The sequence below is a fragment of the Kribbella sp. CA-293567 genome (assembly GCF_027627575.1).
In the GTDB taxonomy this organism is placed as follows: Bacteria; Actinomycetota; Actinomycetes; order Propionibacteriales; family Kribbellaceae; genus Kribbella.
The window spans coordinates 4436394-4451683 of sequence record NZ_CP114065.1 but is presented as its reverse complement, the minus strand read 5'-3'; the positions used below and the strand labels follow the sequence as shown (position 1 = coordinate 4451683).

Genomic DNA, 15290 nt, shown 5'->3' with positions numbered 1-15290 from the left:
GTGCGTCGTCCGGACAACCACCGCTTGCCAATAGTTAACGGGGAATGCAACTATTAACGCATGGTAGATGAGGTCGACCGTTTCTTCGAAGTGCTGGCCGATCCGACGCGCCGGCACGTCGTGCGGTTGCTAGGGGAGGGCCCCCAGCGCGCCGGCGAGCTCGCGGCGGCCACCGGTTCATCGGCTCCGGCCATGAGCCGCCACCTCCGGATCCTGCTCGCGGCCGACCTGATCACCGACGAGCGGGTCCCCGACGATGCCCGGTTGCGGGTCTTCCGCCTGCGCCCCGAGCCGGTCGTCGCAGTACAGGCGTGGCTGGATCAGCTCCAGGCGCACTGGCAGGAACAACTCGGCGCCTTCAAGAAGCATGTCGAGCAGAAGGAGAAGCCATGACCGAACAATCAGCTTCAGCAACAGTCGAGGTCGCCACCGTCGCCGAGGACGTCCTCGAGATCGGCCAGATCACCGCCTGGGAGCCCGGCGCTCGCTTCGCCTACCGCAGCTCCGTGGACGACACGGAGACCGAGATCCGCTTCGCCCCCTCCAAGGGTGGGACCCGGGTCACCGTCGAGCAGACCCTCGTTTCCAACGGCGACAAGGCCTTCTACTTCTGGCCCAACGTCATCCCCTGGTACGCCGCCCACGCGAACCCGGTGGTTGCCGGTCGCTAGCGGGCGCTGGTCGCGTCGGTGTTCGGCCGGCTGGGTACCGGCGCGGCATGAGTGCGAATCTTGCCGCGACAGTGCTCGGTACGCCGGACCCGCCGGTGCTGGCCGACTTCTACCGCGAGTTGCTCGACTGGGTCGAGGTCAGCCGGGAACCGCACTGGGTGCGGCTTCGGCACCCGGACAGTGAGCGGCCGGGGCTCAGTTTCCAGTACGAGGCGGATCACGTCCAGCCGGTCTGGCCGCAGCAGCCGGAAAGTCAGCAGATGCAGGCTCACCTGGACATTCAGGTGGACGACCTCGACGCGGGCGTCGCGCGCGCCGTACGGCTCGGCGCGACCGTCGAAGGGCACCAGCCGCAACCCGACGGGGTGCGGGTCATGCGCGACCCGCACGGCCACCTGTTCTGCTTGTTCATCCCCGGCTTCTGAGCCTCAGGATCCGCTGGGCAGAGGCTGGCCGAAGTCGTCGAGGACGAAGAACGGGAGGAGGTCGACGACACCGCTGAGGACGGGCAGAGTCGCGAGGGCCTGCGGGACGGTCCAAGGTTCGGGGGCGTAGGCAACGATCAGGTTGGCGTGGATCCGGAAGTTCACCTCGCGGTGGGCCAGCAGCCACTCCATCATCCGGGGGTGCAGGACGGCCGAGGAGTACCGCGGATCCGGGCTGCCGACCGTGTACGCGCGGTTGAACGTTCCGCTTTCCCCCTCGAACAGCTGCAGCTCGAGTTCCTGGAAGCTGAGCAGGCCGAGGTCGGTCAGCGGTCCCCGGTGGACCACGAGGTGCGGCAACCGGGTCGGCAACTCGATCGCGATCAGGTTGTTCACCGAGGCCGTCGGGAGCCTCGACCCATCGGTGTGGAGGAACTCCGCCATCCGGATCCGGCGCCCTTCGAACTGCCCGACCAGGACGCGGCGCACACTGCCCGCGTGATCGAAGCACCAGCGACCCGCGGCGGTGAGCAACCCGCCGGTGTCCTGGCCGGGGTGCCAGCCGTGCTGCTCGCCACCGGACTGGTTTCGCGCCAGCCGGGCCTCGGATCTGGCCAGTGACGGACCGCCCACGGTCAAGATCACCTTCCCGACCAGCGCGATGCAGCCCAGAAAGATGCCCAATCCCACCTGCAGCCCGAGAACGGCCACCAGCCACTCGGGCATCACGATCCGGATCACCCGGGCAACTTAACCGACGGCCCGGTCACCCCCAGTCATGTCCGGGGACCCGCGGGGGAGCGCGCCGGAGAAGCAGTCGACTAGAGTCACCCACGTCATCGACGGCTTGTGCAGGAACCCGGTGTGAGTCCGGGACGGTCCCGCCACTGTGACCACGCTTGCGTGGGAGTCAGGAACTGCCGCTGTCGTACCTGCCACCTGGGGCGTGGACACCCCGAGGAAGGACCGGCCGCGCGTGCCCGCGAATCTGCTGCTGCTCTCCACTGCCGACACCGATCTGCTTGCTGCCTCGCAGGCCCAAGCCGGCTGGCGGGTCGCCAACCCCGCCCGGGTCGAGCTTGCCGGCCTCCCCGCTCTGCTGGACGGGATCGAGGTCGTGGTGGTTCGCCTGCTCGGCGGCCGCCGAGCCTGGGAAGAGGGCCTGGACGCCGTCATTGCCGCGGGTATCCCGACAGTGGTGCTGAGCGGTGAGGCCGCCCCGGATGCCGAGCTGATGTCGATGTCCACAGTGCCGGCAGGCGCCGTCACCGAGGCGCTGGCCTACCTTCGCGAGGGCGGTTCCGAGAACCTGGGCAACCTGGCCGGCTTCCTCAGGGACACCCTCCTGCTCAGCGGCGACACGTTCGACCCGCCGCGCACGCTCCCGACGTACGGGCTCAGGGCAGGCAGGACGTTCACCAAGGACGACCGGCCGGTGGTCGGCGTCGTCTACTACCGCGCCCATGAGATCTCCGGCAACACCGCCTTCGTCGACTCCCTCGCCGACGCGATCGAGACCGCGGGCGCCCAGGCCCTCCCCGTGTACTGCGGAACGCTGCGCGGCCTCGACCCCAGTCATGACGACAACGCCCAGCTGTTCGAGATGCTGCGCGAATGCGACGTCCTCGTCACCACCCTGCTCGCAGCAGGCGGCACTGTCGCCTCCAATGCGACAGCGGGCGGCGACGACTCGTGGGACGCCGGCGCACTCGCCGCCCTCGACATCCCGCTCATCCAGGGCCTCGCGCTGACCTCCACCCGTGAGCAGTGGCTGGAGAGCGACGCCGCGATCAGCCCGCTCGACGCCGCGACCCAGGTCGCGATCCCCGAGTTCGACGGCCGCCTGATCACCATCCCGTTCTCCTTCAAGGCGTACGACGCCGAAGGTGTCGCCAGCTACGCGCCCGACGAGGAGCGTTGCGCCCGGCTGGCCGGCATCGCGGTCGCCCAGGCCAGGCTCCGCCACGTCCTGCCGGCCGAGAAGAAGCTTGCGCTGGTCCTCTCGTCGTACCCGACCAAGCACGCGCGGATCGGCAACGCGGTCGGCCTCGACACCCCTGCCTCGGCCGTCGTCCTGCTCGGCCAGTTGAAGGACGCGGGCTACGACCTCGGTCCCGACCTCAACCTCGACGAGCTGCAAGGGGCCGACGGCGCCGACGGCCTGATCCACCGCCTGATCGCGGCCGGCGGTCACGACGTCGACTGGCTGACCGACGAGCAGCTGTCCAGCGCGGTCGCCAAGATCCCGCTCTCGACGTACGCGCAGTGGTTCGGCCGGACGCCGGAGTCGTTGCAGTCGGCAATGATCGAGGCCTGGGGTGAAGCACCCGGCTCGCTGTACGTCGACCTGTCGGGCGCTGAGCCCGCGATCGCGCTCGCGGCCCTGCGGTTCGGCAACGTGGTCCTGATGATCCAGCCGCCCCGCGGCTTCGGCGAGAACCCGGTCGCGATCTACCACGACCCGGACATGGCTCCCTCGCACCACTATCTGGCGGCGTACCGCTGGCTGGAGGCGCCCGAGTCGGAGGGTGGTTTCGGCGCCCACGCGGTCGTCCACCTCGGCAAGCACGGCACGCTCGAATGGCTGCCGGGCAAGGGCATCGGCATGGCCGCCGACTGCGCTCCCGACGCGGTACTGGGCAACCTGCCGCTCGTCTACCCGTTCATCGTCAACGACCCGGGCGAGGGCACGCAGGCCAAGCGCCGCGGCCACGCCGTGATCGTCGACCACCTGGTGCCGCCGATGGCGCGGGCCGAGACCTACGGCGACATGGCCAAGCTCGAGTACCTGCTCGACGAGTACGCCACCGTCACGGCGCTCGATCCGGACAAGGTGCCGACCCTGCGCGCGCAGATCTGGACCTTGATCCAGGCGGCGCAGCTGCATCACGACCTGCACACCTCGGAGAAGCCGGAGGACGAGGAGTTCGACGAGTTCGTGCTGCACCTCGACGGCTATCTGTGCGAGATCAAGGACGTGCAGATCCGCGACGGCCTGCACATCCTCGGTGGCGGGCCGGAGGGTGAGGCCCGGATCAATCTGGTCCTCGCCGTCCTGCGCGCGCAGCAGATGTGGGGCGGCGTCTCCGGCGCGGTGCCTGGTCTGCGGGCCGCGCTCGGCCAGACCTTCGGCGTCGACGAGGCCGCGATGCTGGAGAACCCGGGCGTCGCCGTACCGGAACTGGCCGACCTCGCGACGCTCGCCGATCTTCCGGCAGTGAGCGGTGCCGACGGCGTCGATCTGCTGGAGGCCGTCGCGCGCAAACTGGTCGTCAGCATGGAGACCCTCTCCTGGGACGCGGCCAAGGTCCCGGTCGTCATCGAAGAGGTGCTCGGCCGGACGGCACCCGAAGTCGAGCGGTCGCTGCAGTTCGCCGCCGACGAGGTCGTGCCGCGGCTGGGGCGGACCGGCGACGAACTGACGAACGTACTGCGCGCGCTGGCCGGCCGCTTCGTCGAGGCGGGCCCGTCGGGCTCACCGACCCGCGGTCTGGTCAACGTGCTGCCCACCGGCCGCAACTTCTACGCCGTCGACCCGAAGGCGATCCCGAGCCGCAACGCGTGGGACGTCGGCGTCGCGCTGGCGGATTCGCTGCTGGCCAGGCACAAGGCCGAGACGGGGGAGTGGCCGCGCTCGGTCGGCCTGACCGTCTGGGGTACGTCCGCGATGCGCACCCAGGGCGACGACCTCGCCGAGGTGCTCTGGCTGCTGGGCTGCCGCCCGGTCTGGGACGAGGCTTCCCGCCGCGTCACCGGTTTCGAGGTCGTCCCGCTGACCGAGCTCGGCCGGCCGCGGGTCGACGTGACGATCCGGATCTCCGGCTTCTTCCGCGACGCCTTCCCGCACGTCGTCGCCCTGCTGGACGAGGCGGTCCGTACGGTGGCCGCCCTGGATGAAGATGCCGACAGCAACTACCTGCGCGCGCACGTCGACGCCGATGTTGCTGCGGGCAATGATTTGCGATCGTCCACCGCCCGCGTCTTCGGCTCCAAGCCGGGCTCCTACGGCGCCGGTCTGCTGCCGCTCGTCGACGCGCGGAACTGGCGCACCGACGCCGAACTGGCCGAGGTCTACGCGGTCTGGGGCGGCTATGCCTACGGCAAGGACCTCGACGGCGCCGAGGCCCGGCCGTCGATGGAACGCGCCTACGCCCGCATCCAGGTCGCGGCCAAGAACGCGGACACCCGTGAGCACGACATCATGGACTCCGACGACTACTTCCAGTACCACGGCGGCATGGTCGCGATGGTGCGGCACCTGACCGGTTCCAACCCGAAGGCCTACATCGGCGACTCCGCCGTACCGGCCCAGGTGAAGACCCGGACCCTGGAGGAGGAGACCAAGCGCGTCTTCCGGGCGCGGGTGGTGAACCCGCGCTGGATGGCGGCGATGCAGCGCCACGGGTACAAGGGCGCCTTCGAGATGGCGGCCACGGTGGACTACCTGTTCGGGTACGACGCCACGGCCGGGGTGGTCGACGACTGGATGTACGAGACGCTCACCACCGAGTACGTCGCCAACCCGGAGATCGCCGAGTTCTTCCGCAAGTCGAACCCCTGGGCGCGGCACGGGATCGCCGAGCGGCTGCTCGAAGCGGCCCAGCGCGGACTGTGGTCCGAGCCGAGCGCGGAAGCTCTCGAGACGCTGCGGACCGCCGTACTGGAAACCGAGGGGGACATCGAGGATCGCGGCTGATCGGACCGGCGCGGCGCCGCCCGGGGTGTGATTGGGTGGACACATGGCGTCCGAACAGCTCCGAGTCCTGGTCACCAACGACGACGGCTACGAGTCCCTGGGCATCCAGGCACTCGCGGCGGCCCTCGAGAAGGCCGGCCACTCGGTCCAGGTGGTGGCGCCGTGGGACGACCAGAGCGGCGTCGGTACTTCGCGCGCCGGGATGATCGGCCGCGCGGTCCGGTCGAAGGTCGGCGAGAACGGCTTCATCGGCATCGATGGAACGCCCGCGCTGGCAGTGACCCTGGCCCGGCTCGGCGCGTACGGTCCGTCCCCCGACATCGTGGTCTCCGGGATCAACAACGGGCACAACATCGGCCCGATCCTGCACTCCGGCACAGTGGCGGCCGCGCTGACCGCCTCGAGCCAGGGGTTGTCCGGACTCGCGATCAGCATCGATTCCGAGCAGCCGCAGTACGTCGAAACGGCCGGCCTGGTAGCAGCGGAAGCGCTCTCCTGGCTGCTGGAGCAGCCGGCCGGAACGGTCATCAACATCAACGTGCCCGACGTCCCGGTCAGCGAACTCAAGGGTGCACGCTGGGCCCGCCTGGTCGCGTACGACCGGTCCCGCCTGGTGCTGGAGAAGTCGCCGACAGGCGATCCAGTGGTCGGCCTGACGCTGCACGAGGCCCCCGGCGACACCGACACCGACGAGGCACTGCTGCTCGCGGGATACATCACGGTCACCCCGATCACCGGCGTCGGCGAACTCCCCGGCAACTCCGCCGCGGCACACCTGTCAACGGTCTTCACCAACTAGCGCTGCGGAGTAGCACCGCGGCCTGCTGCGTCGCGAGTCTGCCCAGGACGGCGACGGCTGGCACGAGCCGGAGCACATCGCCAAGCTGCTTCGTCGCGCGCTTCCCCAGGACGGCGTCGGCCAGCACGAGACGGGGTCCTGTCGTCGTTCGTGCTGGAACTGCTGGCGAGCATCTCGGTGATGCTCGCCGCGGTCGGTGTCGGGCTGGGGCACATCGTCGACTCGCTACATCGTTGACTTGCTCCATCGCGCGCCTGCCCAGGACGGCGTTGGCTGGTACGGGGATGGCGGTGTGCCCTTCGGCTGTCTGCCCGGTTCCCGGCGGCGCTCTACGGACTCCCCACCGAGTGGCCGGCAGACGATGTGGAATGATCGCCGGGACGCGCGTGGAGGAACACCGGTGACAGCCCTGTCGGGGCTGGATTCCGGGGCGGTCCCGCCACTGTGACCGGGCTCAGGCCCGGAAGCCAGGACATCCGCGATCGTCCGCCAGGGAGCGCTTCCGCGCGCCCGGCGTGCCAAGTGCCAAGGCGGGCGTGGACACCCGCGGGACGAAGGGAAGCACCGCCATGGGCTCTGCCCCGACCAGTTCGAACCACCAGCCGGCCCCGACCGGTTTCCCCTTCACCGCGGTGGTCGGGATGGACGATCTCCAACTCGCCCTGATCCTTGCCGCGATCTCCCCGGCGATCGGCGGCGTCCTGATCCGCGGCGAAAAGGGAACAGCGAAGTCCACCGCGGTCCGCGCGCTCACCGAGATCCTCCCGCCCGTCGAGGTCGTAGCAGCCTGCCGCTTCTCCTGCGACCCCGCCGCCCCCGACCCAACCTGCCCCGACGCCCCGCACCACCCACCCACCGCATCCCCCGCCGTTTCCTATGCCAACGCGGCTCCCGCGGCTTCCCTCGGCGGGGCGACTTCCGCGGCTCACGGCGTCGAGGCGGCTCCTACGGCTTCCACCGTCGAGGCAACTCCTGCCGCTCACACCCGTGACGCAACTCTTGCCGTTCCCACCGCAGAGGCGACTGCCGCTCACACCGCCGACGCAACTCCTGCGGCTCCCACCACCGACGCGGTTCCTACGGCTTCCACCGTCGACGCAATTCCCGCCGCTCGCATCGTCGCCGCGACTCCCGTCGTTCCCACCGCCGACGCGACTCGTGCCGCTCACGGCGCCGAGGCGGCTTCTGCGGCTTCCACCGCCAACGCGGCTTCTGCGCCTGACTCCGCCTCGGTGTCTATCCCCGCGGCAATCTCCCGCCCAGCGCGGCTGGTCGAACTTCCCGTAGGCGCCACCGAGGACCGCGTACTGGGTTCTCTCCATCTCGAGCGAGCGCTCTCCGAAGGTGTGACGGTCTACGAGCCCGGTCTGCTGGCCGCGGCGCACCGCGGGCTGCTGTACGTCGACGAGGTCAACCTGCTGCACGACCACCTGGTCGACGTACTGCTCGACGCCGCCGCGATGGGACGCGCGACCGTCGAGCGTGACGGGGTTTCGATCACCCACCCGGCGCGCTTCGTCCTGGTCGGCACCATGAACCCCGAAGAGGGCGAACTCCGCCCGCAGCTGCTGGACCGCTTCGGCCTCACCGTCGACGTCGTCGCCAGCCGCGACCCCGCCGTACGGGTCGAGGTGATGCGCGCCCGCCTCACCTACGAGGCCGACCCGGCCGCCTTCGTCACCAGGTACGCCGGTGCGCAGGCCGAGCTCTCCGAGCGCATCGTCAAGGCCCGGTCCCGCCTTGCCGACGTGATCCTCACCGACGCGGCGCTTCGCCAGATCGCCGAGATCTGCGCGTCCTTCGACGTCGACGGCATGCGCGCCGACCTGGTCACCGCCCGCACCGCGGTCGCCCACGCCGCCTGGTCCGGCCGGACGGTGGTCGAGGTCGAGGACGTCCGCGCCGCCGCCAAGCTCGCCCTGCCGCACCGCAAGCGCCGCAATCCCTTCGACGCGCCGGGCCTGGACGACGAGCAACTCGAGCAGGCGATCCAGAACAGCACCCCACCTGACGACGACCCGGACGGACCGGACGGCAACCCCGACGGCCCGGACGGTGGCGGCTCCGACAACGGTGGTGGCCCGGACAACGGCACCCAGGACGACGGCCCCCGCGACAACGGCTCCGACGGCAACGACCCGGCGAGCGAAAACAGCACCGACGACGCCACCGGCCCGCACCCCGACGCCGACCCCGCCAAACCGGGCAACCCAGGGAGCGCTCTCTCCGGCCCCGCGCCGACCGGCCAGGTCGCCGCCAGTTCCGAGCCCTACAAGGCTCGTCTCCTGAGCGTCCAGTCCGCCGGTGCAGGCGTCGCCGGACGCCGCTCGAGAGCGCTCACCGAGGTCGGCCGCGTGGTCGGCGACCGCGCGCGCGTGGGCCGCGAATCCGGCCGTCCCCATCTCCTCGCCACCATCCGCACCGCAGCACCCCATCAGCACGCCCGCGGCCGCACCGGACCAGGCCTCGCTGTCCGCGCCTCCGACGTACGCCTCGGCGTGCGCGAGGGCCGCGAAGGCAACCTGGTCCTGTTCTGCGTCGACGCCTCCGGCTCGATGGGCACCAAGCGGCGGATGAGCGAGGTCAAGACCGCGATCGTCTCGCTCCTGCTCGACGCCTACCAGCGCCGCGACACCGTCGGCCTGGTCACCTTCTCGGGTGCCGAGGCGACCGTCGCCCTTCCGCCGACCGGCAGCGTCGAGACCGCGGTACGCCGGCTGGAGTCCCTGCCGACCGGCGGCCGCACTCCGCTCGCCGAGGGCCTGCTCAAAGCCGCCGACGTACTGCGGATCGCCGCGATCCGCGATCCGCGCCGGCGTCCCTTGCTGGTGCTCGTGACGGATGGCCGGGCGACCTCCGGCGACAAGGCGTTCCTCAAGGCCAAGCAGGCCGCCGGATGGCTGGCTCAGCAGGGGATCGCGTCGGTCGTGGTCGACTGCGAACCGCGCCGCGGGGTGCGCCTCGGACTGGCGGCCGAGCTGGCCGCAGACCTGGGCGCGGAGTACCTGGACCTGGGAGAAGTTGCCGCGGGCAATCTTGTTCGCGCGGTCACCGATCGGAGCGCCGCCTGATGCCGCAGGGACAACCGAGCGTCGTACCGAAGGACGGCCTGACCACCCGGCAGCGCCGGAACCGGCCACTGCTGATGGTGCACACCGGGGAGATGAAGGGGAAGTCGACCGCCGCGTTCGGGATGGCGCTGCGCGGCTGGAACCAGGGCTGGAACATCGGCGTCTTCCAGTTCGTCAAGAGCGCGAAGTGGAAGGTCGGCGAAGAGAGCGCGTTCAAGGCGCTCGGTCAGTTGCATGAGGCAACGGGTCAGGGTGGCCCGGTCGAGTGGCACAAGATGGGTGAGGGCTGGAGCTGGTCGCGCAAGGCCGGCAGCGAGGAGGACCACGCCGCCGACGCGCTCGAAGGCTGGCGGGAGATCCAGCGCCGGATCGCCGCCGAGAGCCACGATCTCTATGTGCTGGACGAGTTCACCTACCCGATGAAGTGGGGCTGGGTCGACGTCGACGAGGTGGTCGAGACGCTGACGTCGCGGCCCGGTCACCAGTACGTCGTGATCACCGGCCGCAACGCCGACCAGCGGCTGCTCGACGCGGCCGACCTGGTCACCGAGATGACCAAGCTCAAACACCCGATGGACGCCGGCCAGAAGGGCCAGCGGGGGATCGAGTGGTGAGCGCGCGCCGGATCCGGGTGACGGCGTGATCCCGCGGCTGGTCGTCGCCGCGCCGTCCTCCGGCGCGGGCAAGACCACCGTCGCGGTCGGGCTGATGGCCGCGCTGCGGCGCGCCGGGCATGTGGTGGCCGGCTTCAAGGTCGGGCCGGACTACATCGATCCGGGCTTCCATGCGGTCGCGACCGGCCGGCCTGGGCGCAACCTCGACCCGATGCTGTCCGGTGAGGAGCGGGTCGCGCCGCTGTTCGCACACGGCTGCGCGGGCGCGGACATCGCGGTCGTCGAAGGCGTGATGGGCCTGTACGACGGCGCGCTCGGCACCGAGGGCTACTCCTCGACCGCGCACGTCTCGAAGTTGCTGCAGGCACCGATCGTGCTGGTGGTGGACGCCTCCGCGGCCGGCCGCAGCGTCGGTGCGGTCGTCCAGGGTTTCGTTGCCTACGACCCCGAGGTGCGGATCGTCGGAGTGATCCTGAACAAGGTCGGCTCGGATCGCCACGAGGCCGAGGTACGCGCCGGGGTCGCGCCGACCGGCGTACCGGTTCTGGGCGTACTGCGTCGTGACACCCGCCTGACCGTTCCGAGTCGCCACCTCGGTCTCGTCCCGGCGGACGAACAACGTGAGCAGGCCTCGACCGCGGTGGACGCGGCCGCCGAGCTGGTTCGTCAGGGCGTGGACCTGGAGGCCTTCGTCGTCGCCGCCCGGGCAGCCGTTCCGCTCGCCGTGACTCCGTGGGATCCGGCGGCAGAGGTGACTCCGGCCGAGGAGGGGCGCCCGGTGATCGCGATGGCCGGTGGACCTGTCTTCTCCTTCCGCTACGCCGAGACCGCCGAACTGCTGACCGCGGCCGGCGCGGACGTGATCAGCTTCGACCCGCTGCACGATTCGTTGCCCGAAGCAACCTCCGCGCTGTACCTCGGCGGCGGTTTCCCCGAACTCCACGCGGAAGCGCTCTCCGGCAACGTCGCACTGCGTGAGCAGGTCGCCGCAGAGGTCGCGGGCGGTCTGCCGGTCGTAGCCGAGTGCGCCGGGCTGCTCTACCTGTGCCGTGAACTCGACGGCCACCAGCTCACCGGCGTACTGCCTGCCAAGGCGCAGATGACCAGTCGCCTGACGCTCGGCTACCGCACGGCGATTGCTGCTTCCACGACGTCCTTCTTCGACGAAGGGCGGCGCGTTCGGGGGCATGAGTTCCACCGCACGACGGTGGAGTTCGACGACGACGTACCGGCTGCTTGGTACTTGCCGGGCGGTCAGCGGGAGGGATTCGCCCGCGCGCAGATCCACGCGTCCTACCTTCACCTGCACTGGACCGCCACCCCTGACGTCCCGGCCAGGTTCGTGGCCGCTGCCCGTGTCCATGCAGGGCTGGAGAAGTGAGCCTCGTCCTGGGGGTCGGCCTGCGCTCCGGTACGTCGTACCGGGAGCTGCGGGACCTGGTGGACTCGGCGCTTGCCGGGATGGACGCGGCAGAGGTAAGCCAAGTCGTCACTGTCGACGGCAGAGAGTCAGAGCCGGGTTTGCAGCGGCTGGTGGCTTCGCTGGGAGCCCAGCTGCTCACTGCCTCCAAGCTGGAGCTGTCGCAACACGCAGTACCCACTCCGAGCGACACGGTCGAGCGCCTGGCCGGTACTGCGAGTGTCGCTGAGGCGGCTGTGATGCTCAGCGGGGCTGAGGTCGTAGTACCGAAGCAGGCGTCAGCACGGGCCACTGTGGCGGTGGGGCGGTTGCCGGAGGTGCCGGCTGCTCCTGGCTATGCGGTGGGGGAGCGGGACGTAGTACATCGAGTGTTGGCGGAGCGGCGTGATGTGCGACGCGGGTTCGTCGACCGGCCGATCGCGGACGACGTACTGACTCGGGTGCTGGAGTCGGCGCACCGGGCCCCCAGTGTGGGGTTGAGTCAGCCCTGGGACTTCGTGCTGATCAAAGACGTCGCCACTCGGCGGACGGTCCGCGACCTTGCCGCCGCGCAGCGGGATGCTTTCGCGGCTTCCCTACCGGCCGATCGACGGAGCGCCTTCGACGGGCTGAAGATCGAGGCGATCCTGGAGACCCCGCTGAACATCGCGGTCACCTGCGATCCCGGACGCGGCGGAAGGCACGTGCTGGGCCGGCACGCGGACCCACGGACGACCTGGTTCTCAGCGGCGATCGCAGTGCAGAACCTGTGGCTCGCAGCGCGGGCCGAAGGGCTCGGGGTCGGGTGGGTGTCGTTCTTCGAGCCGGGCGAGGTCGCTGCGGTCCTGGGATTGCCGGCGCACGTCGAACTGGTCGGCTATCTGTGTGTCGGACATGTCGAGGCGTTCGCTGCGGCGCCCGAGCTGGTCAGGAGCGGCTGGGCAGCTCGCCGGCCGCTGTCCTGGGCCGTGCATCAAGAGGCGTGGGGGCAACGAGGTCTACCGGGAGTAGAGCCCAGTGCGGTGATCGCTGACGACGCTACGGCGGCTGCCGGCGCAGTACAGGCTGCTGGGACGCAGGTGGTCCGGCTGATCGTGGCTGATGACGCGGCCCCTGCGTACCTGGAGCGGGCGGAGGCGCTCGTCGTACAGGTTGGTGGGGAGAAGCCTCGGGCGGACTTCGGAGTGTTGTGGCGGCCGGCTCGGACAGTGGACGAGGCCGTCGAGCTGGGCGTGGAAGTGGCTCGGGACCTTGTACTGCAGGGGGTCGGAGCGTTTCAGTTGGAGCTGATGTCGGACTCGGCCGTGGCGGCCGGGCTGGCACGTGGAGTGCGGCTGGGGGCCCTGGCCTGTGGAGCTGGGACGGATGAGCCGCTGAAGGTGACAGACTCCTCCGCATGACGGTCCCACCTCAAGGCCCTGCGCCTATGTACGTTCCCGCCTTCTCCATGAAGCAGCGGATCACCCTGATGGCGAACAGGTACGAACTGATCTCCACCAACCCCGACGGCACCGACGGACCGATGCTGGCGTTCGCGCAGCAGAAGCGGATGGCCTTCAAGGAACAGGTCACCTTCTACGCCGACGACTCCAAGTCGCAGGCAGTCTTCTCGTTCAAGGCCCGCAAGCGGCTGGACCTCGGCTCCGGCTACGACGTGTTCGACGCCAACGGCCAGGCGATCGGCTGGTTCAAGAAGGACTTCGGCAAGAGCCTGCTGCGGTCCAGCTGGCAGCTGAGCAGCCCGGGCCTGGAGACCGACGGCACCGAGCGGAACCCGACCATCGCGGCGGTCCGGCGGATCTGGCAGTTCGTCCCGTTCGTCGGGGAGATCCCGTTGCCGTTCATCTTCCACTTCGACTTCAAGGACCGCGCCACCGGTCAGCCGGTGCTGTCGGTCGAGCGCAAGGTGTCGGTGCGTGACCGCTACCGGATCTCCGTGCCGGACTCGCGGCTCGACTTCCGCGTCGCCGCCGCGATGACCGTCGCGCTCGACGCGCTGCAGAGCCGCTGACTTTCGGCTACTCCTCGGCGGGGTCCGTTCACTCTTTTGGGTGAACGGACCCTGAGCGGCTTGGTTCGGCGGGTGCGGAGTGCGAGTCTTGATGACATGGGAGCAGCGAAGCGCAGTCGACGGTGGTTGGTGCCGGTCACGGCAGTCGCGATGGTCGCAGGGGTGGGAGCGTTCGGGCCGATGGTCGCGGACGCGTCTCCGGACCTGCCCAGGATCACCGCGCAGGAGTTGCTCGCCCGCGTGCAAACGGCCAAGGTCGACGGTCTGTCGGGGACGGTCACGTCCTCGACCGATCTCGGTCTGCCGGCGCTGCCCGGGATGGGCGGCGAGGACGCCAACCAGTTCCTCGACCTGCTGACCGGTGACCACACCGCCCGGGTCGCCTTCGCCGGCCCGGACAAGGCCCGCGTCTCGGTGCTCGACCACATGGCCGAGCGGGTGCTGACCACGGACGGCAAGACCGCCTGGGTCTACGACTCGGCCAAGCGCGAAGCGACCAAGCTGGCGCTGCCCGCGCACCCGGCCAAGCCGGAGAAGGCACCCAAGGTCGCGCCGGAGAAGCAGGCGTACGACCCGCAGGCAGTGGCCAAGCAGTTCCTCGCCGCCATCGACCCGTCCACCAAGGTCGAGGTCAGCGGCACGGAGAAGGTCGCCGGCCGCGATGCCTACAAGCTGCGCCTGGTGCCGAAGACCGACCAGACCACGGTCGGTTCGGTCACCCTCGCGGTCGACTCCAAGACCTGGGTGCCGCTGCAGGTCACAGTGCTGCCCCGCACAGGCAAGGACCCGGCCGTGCAGCTCGGCTTCTCGGCGGTGTCCTTCGACGTACCGGCTGCGAGCACCTTCGCCTTCACCCCGCCGAAGGGCGTCAAGGTGACGGAGAAGAAGCTTCCGGCGAAGGCTCTCGGCAAGCAGACTCCGCCGATCACGCCGAAGTCCGGCAAGCCTGGCACGCCGACGAAGCCGTCGGTACCGTCCGACCGTCCGACCGTCGTCGGTGAAGGCTGGAACGCGGTCGCCGTACTCCGGGGCAACCCGACCGCCGGCAACCCGGCCCTCGACCAGCTTCTCGCCAAGGCGCCGACGGTCCAGGGCAGCTGGGGCACCGGCAAGATCCTGTCGACCAAGATGGTCAACGCCCTGATCACCACCGACGGCCGTATCTTCACCGGCCTGGTCACCCCAGATGCCCTCCAAGCCGCCGCCGCCAAGGCCCCCCGCTGACCGACCACACCAGCGATCCGGTGCCACCGATGTCCCCTTCCCCCGGCGGGCCAGCACGCCCAGCCGCAGACAAGCCAGCAGCACCAAGCCCAACACCAGGCGATCACCCGGCGCCCACCGCGGAGTCCCCAGCACCCGCTGTGGCGAGCGCTCGGTCCGGCGACGAAGCAACACCGTCAACCGCCGCCGAGTCTGCAGTCCCAGCACCCGCCCTGGCGCGTGCTGGGTCCGGGGATGAAGCACCGCCGTCGACCGCCGCCGAGTCTGCAGCCTCAGCAGCCGCTTCGGCGGGTGCTTGGTCTGGGGATGAAGCAACAACACCGCCACCGGCCATCGCCGAATCGCCAGCCCCGGCACCCGCGCTGGCGAGTGCTCGGTCC

12 protein-coding genes and 2 riboswitches are annotated in these 15290 nt (G+C 70.1%); of the genes, 11 read left to right on the top strand and 1 reads right to left on the bottom strand.

Going from position 1 to position 15290, the window contains the following annotated elements:
• The first annotated feature begins 60 nt into the window (after nucleotides 1-60).
• From OX958_RS20425 to OX958_RS20415, 3 genes are read left to right on the top strand one after another with little or no spacing between them, the layout of a single operon-like run.
• Nucleotides 61-393 (top strand): ArsR/SmtB family transcription factor, encoded by a 333-nt coding sequence (locus OX958_RS20425; RefSeq protein ID WP_270130587.1) that lies wholly within the window; start codon nucleotides 61-63, stop codon nucleotides 391-393.
• Nucleotides 390-671, top strand: coding sequence for an SRPBCC family protein (locus OX958_RS20420; protein WP_270130586.1), 282 nt, complete (start codon nucleotides 390-392; stop codon nucleotides 669-671). The genes OX958_RS20425 and OX958_RS20420 overlap by 4 nt, the downstream gene beginning before the upstream one ends.
• Nucleotides 672-718: 47 nt before the next feature.
• Complete coding sequence (locus OX958_RS20415) at nucleotides 719-1096, top strand: VOC family protein (RefSeq protein ID WP_270130584.1); 378 nt, start codon at nucleotides 719-721, stop codon at nucleotides 1094-1096.
• A 3-nt stretch (nucleotides 1097-1099) separates the two neighbouring features.
• Here the strand turns inward: OX958_RS20415 and OX958_RS20410 are convergent, their stop codons facing one another.
• A complete protein-coding gene (locus tag OX958_RS20410) occupies nucleotides 1100-1837 on the bottom strand; it encodes a hypothetical protein (protein WP_270130583.1) in 738 nt (245 codons plus the stop codon).
• Between the two features lie 111 nt (nucleotides 1838-1948).
• Nucleotides 1949-2016, top strand: a riboswitch (cobalamin riboswitch).
• Nucleotides 2017-2072: 56 nt separating this feature from the next.
• Between OX958_RS20410 and cobN the strand changes: the two genes are divergently transcribed.
• The 8 genes from cobN to OX958_RS20365 all read left to right on the top strand — a co-directional run bounded on the left by cobN (nucleotide 2073) and on the right by OX958_RS20365 (nucleotide 14910).
• Nucleotides 2073-5792 carry a cobaltochelatase subunit CobN gene (gene cobN / locus OX958_RS20405; protein WP_270130582.1) on the top strand — a complete coding sequence of 1240 codons (3720 nt, stop codon included), beginning with the start codon at nucleotides 2073-2075 and terminating at the stop codon, nucleotides 5790-5792.
• A gap of 43 nt (nucleotides 5793-5835) precedes the next feature.
• Nucleotides 5836-6591, top strand: a complete 756-nt coding sequence (gene surE, locus OX958_RS20400; RefSeq protein WP_270130580.1) for a 5'/3'-nucleotidase SurE — start codon at nucleotides 5836-5838, stop codon at nucleotides 6589-6591.
• A gap of 355 nt (nucleotides 6592-6946) precedes the next feature.
• A riboswitch (cobalamin riboswitch) is annotated at nucleotides 6947-7089 on the top strand.
• 71 nt (nucleotides 7090-7160) lie between these two features.
• Complete coding sequence (locus OX958_RS20390) at nucleotides 7161-9662, top strand: VWA domain-containing protein (RefSeq protein WP_442913209.1); 2502 nt, start codon at nucleotides 7161-7163, stop codon at nucleotides 9660-9662.
• Complete coding sequence (gene cobO / locus OX958_RS20385) at nucleotides 9662-10276, top strand: cob(I)yrinic acid a,c-diamide adenosyltransferase (RefSeq protein ID WP_270130578.1); 615 nt, start codon at nucleotides 9662-9664, stop codon at nucleotides 10274-10276. Before OX958_RS20390 ends, cobO begins: the two co-directional genes overlap by 1 nt.
• Nucleotides 10277-10301: 25 nt before the next feature.
• Nucleotides 10302-11657 carry a cobyrinate a,c-diamide synthase gene (locus OX958_RS20380; protein WP_270130576.1) on the top strand — a complete coding sequence of 452 codons (1356 nt, stop codon included), beginning with the start codon at nucleotides 10302-10304 and terminating at the stop codon, nucleotides 11655-11657.
• The gene (gene bluB / locus OX958_RS20375; RefSeq protein WP_270130575.1) at nucleotides 11654-13075 is read left to right on the top strand and encodes a 5,6-dimethylbenzimidazole synthase; all 1422 of its coding nucleotides are present in this window, start codon (nucleotides 11654-11656) and stop codon (nucleotides 13073-13075) included. The genes OX958_RS20380 and bluB overlap by 4 nt, the downstream gene beginning before the upstream one ends.
• Entirely contained in the window at nucleotides 13072-13686 is a 615-nt protein-coding gene (locus OX958_RS20370) for a hypothetical protein (protein ID WP_270130574.1), read from the top strand. The genes bluB and OX958_RS20370 overlap by 4 nt, the downstream gene beginning before the upstream one ends.
• A 96-nt stretch (nucleotides 13687-13782) precedes the next feature.
• Nucleotides 13783-14910 carry a LolA family protein gene (locus OX958_RS20365; protein WP_270130573.1) on the top strand — a complete coding sequence of 376 codons (1128 nt, stop codon included), beginning with the start codon at nucleotides 13783-13785 and terminating at the stop codon, nucleotides 14908-14910.
• Nucleotides 14911-15290 lie beyond the last annotated feature (380 nt).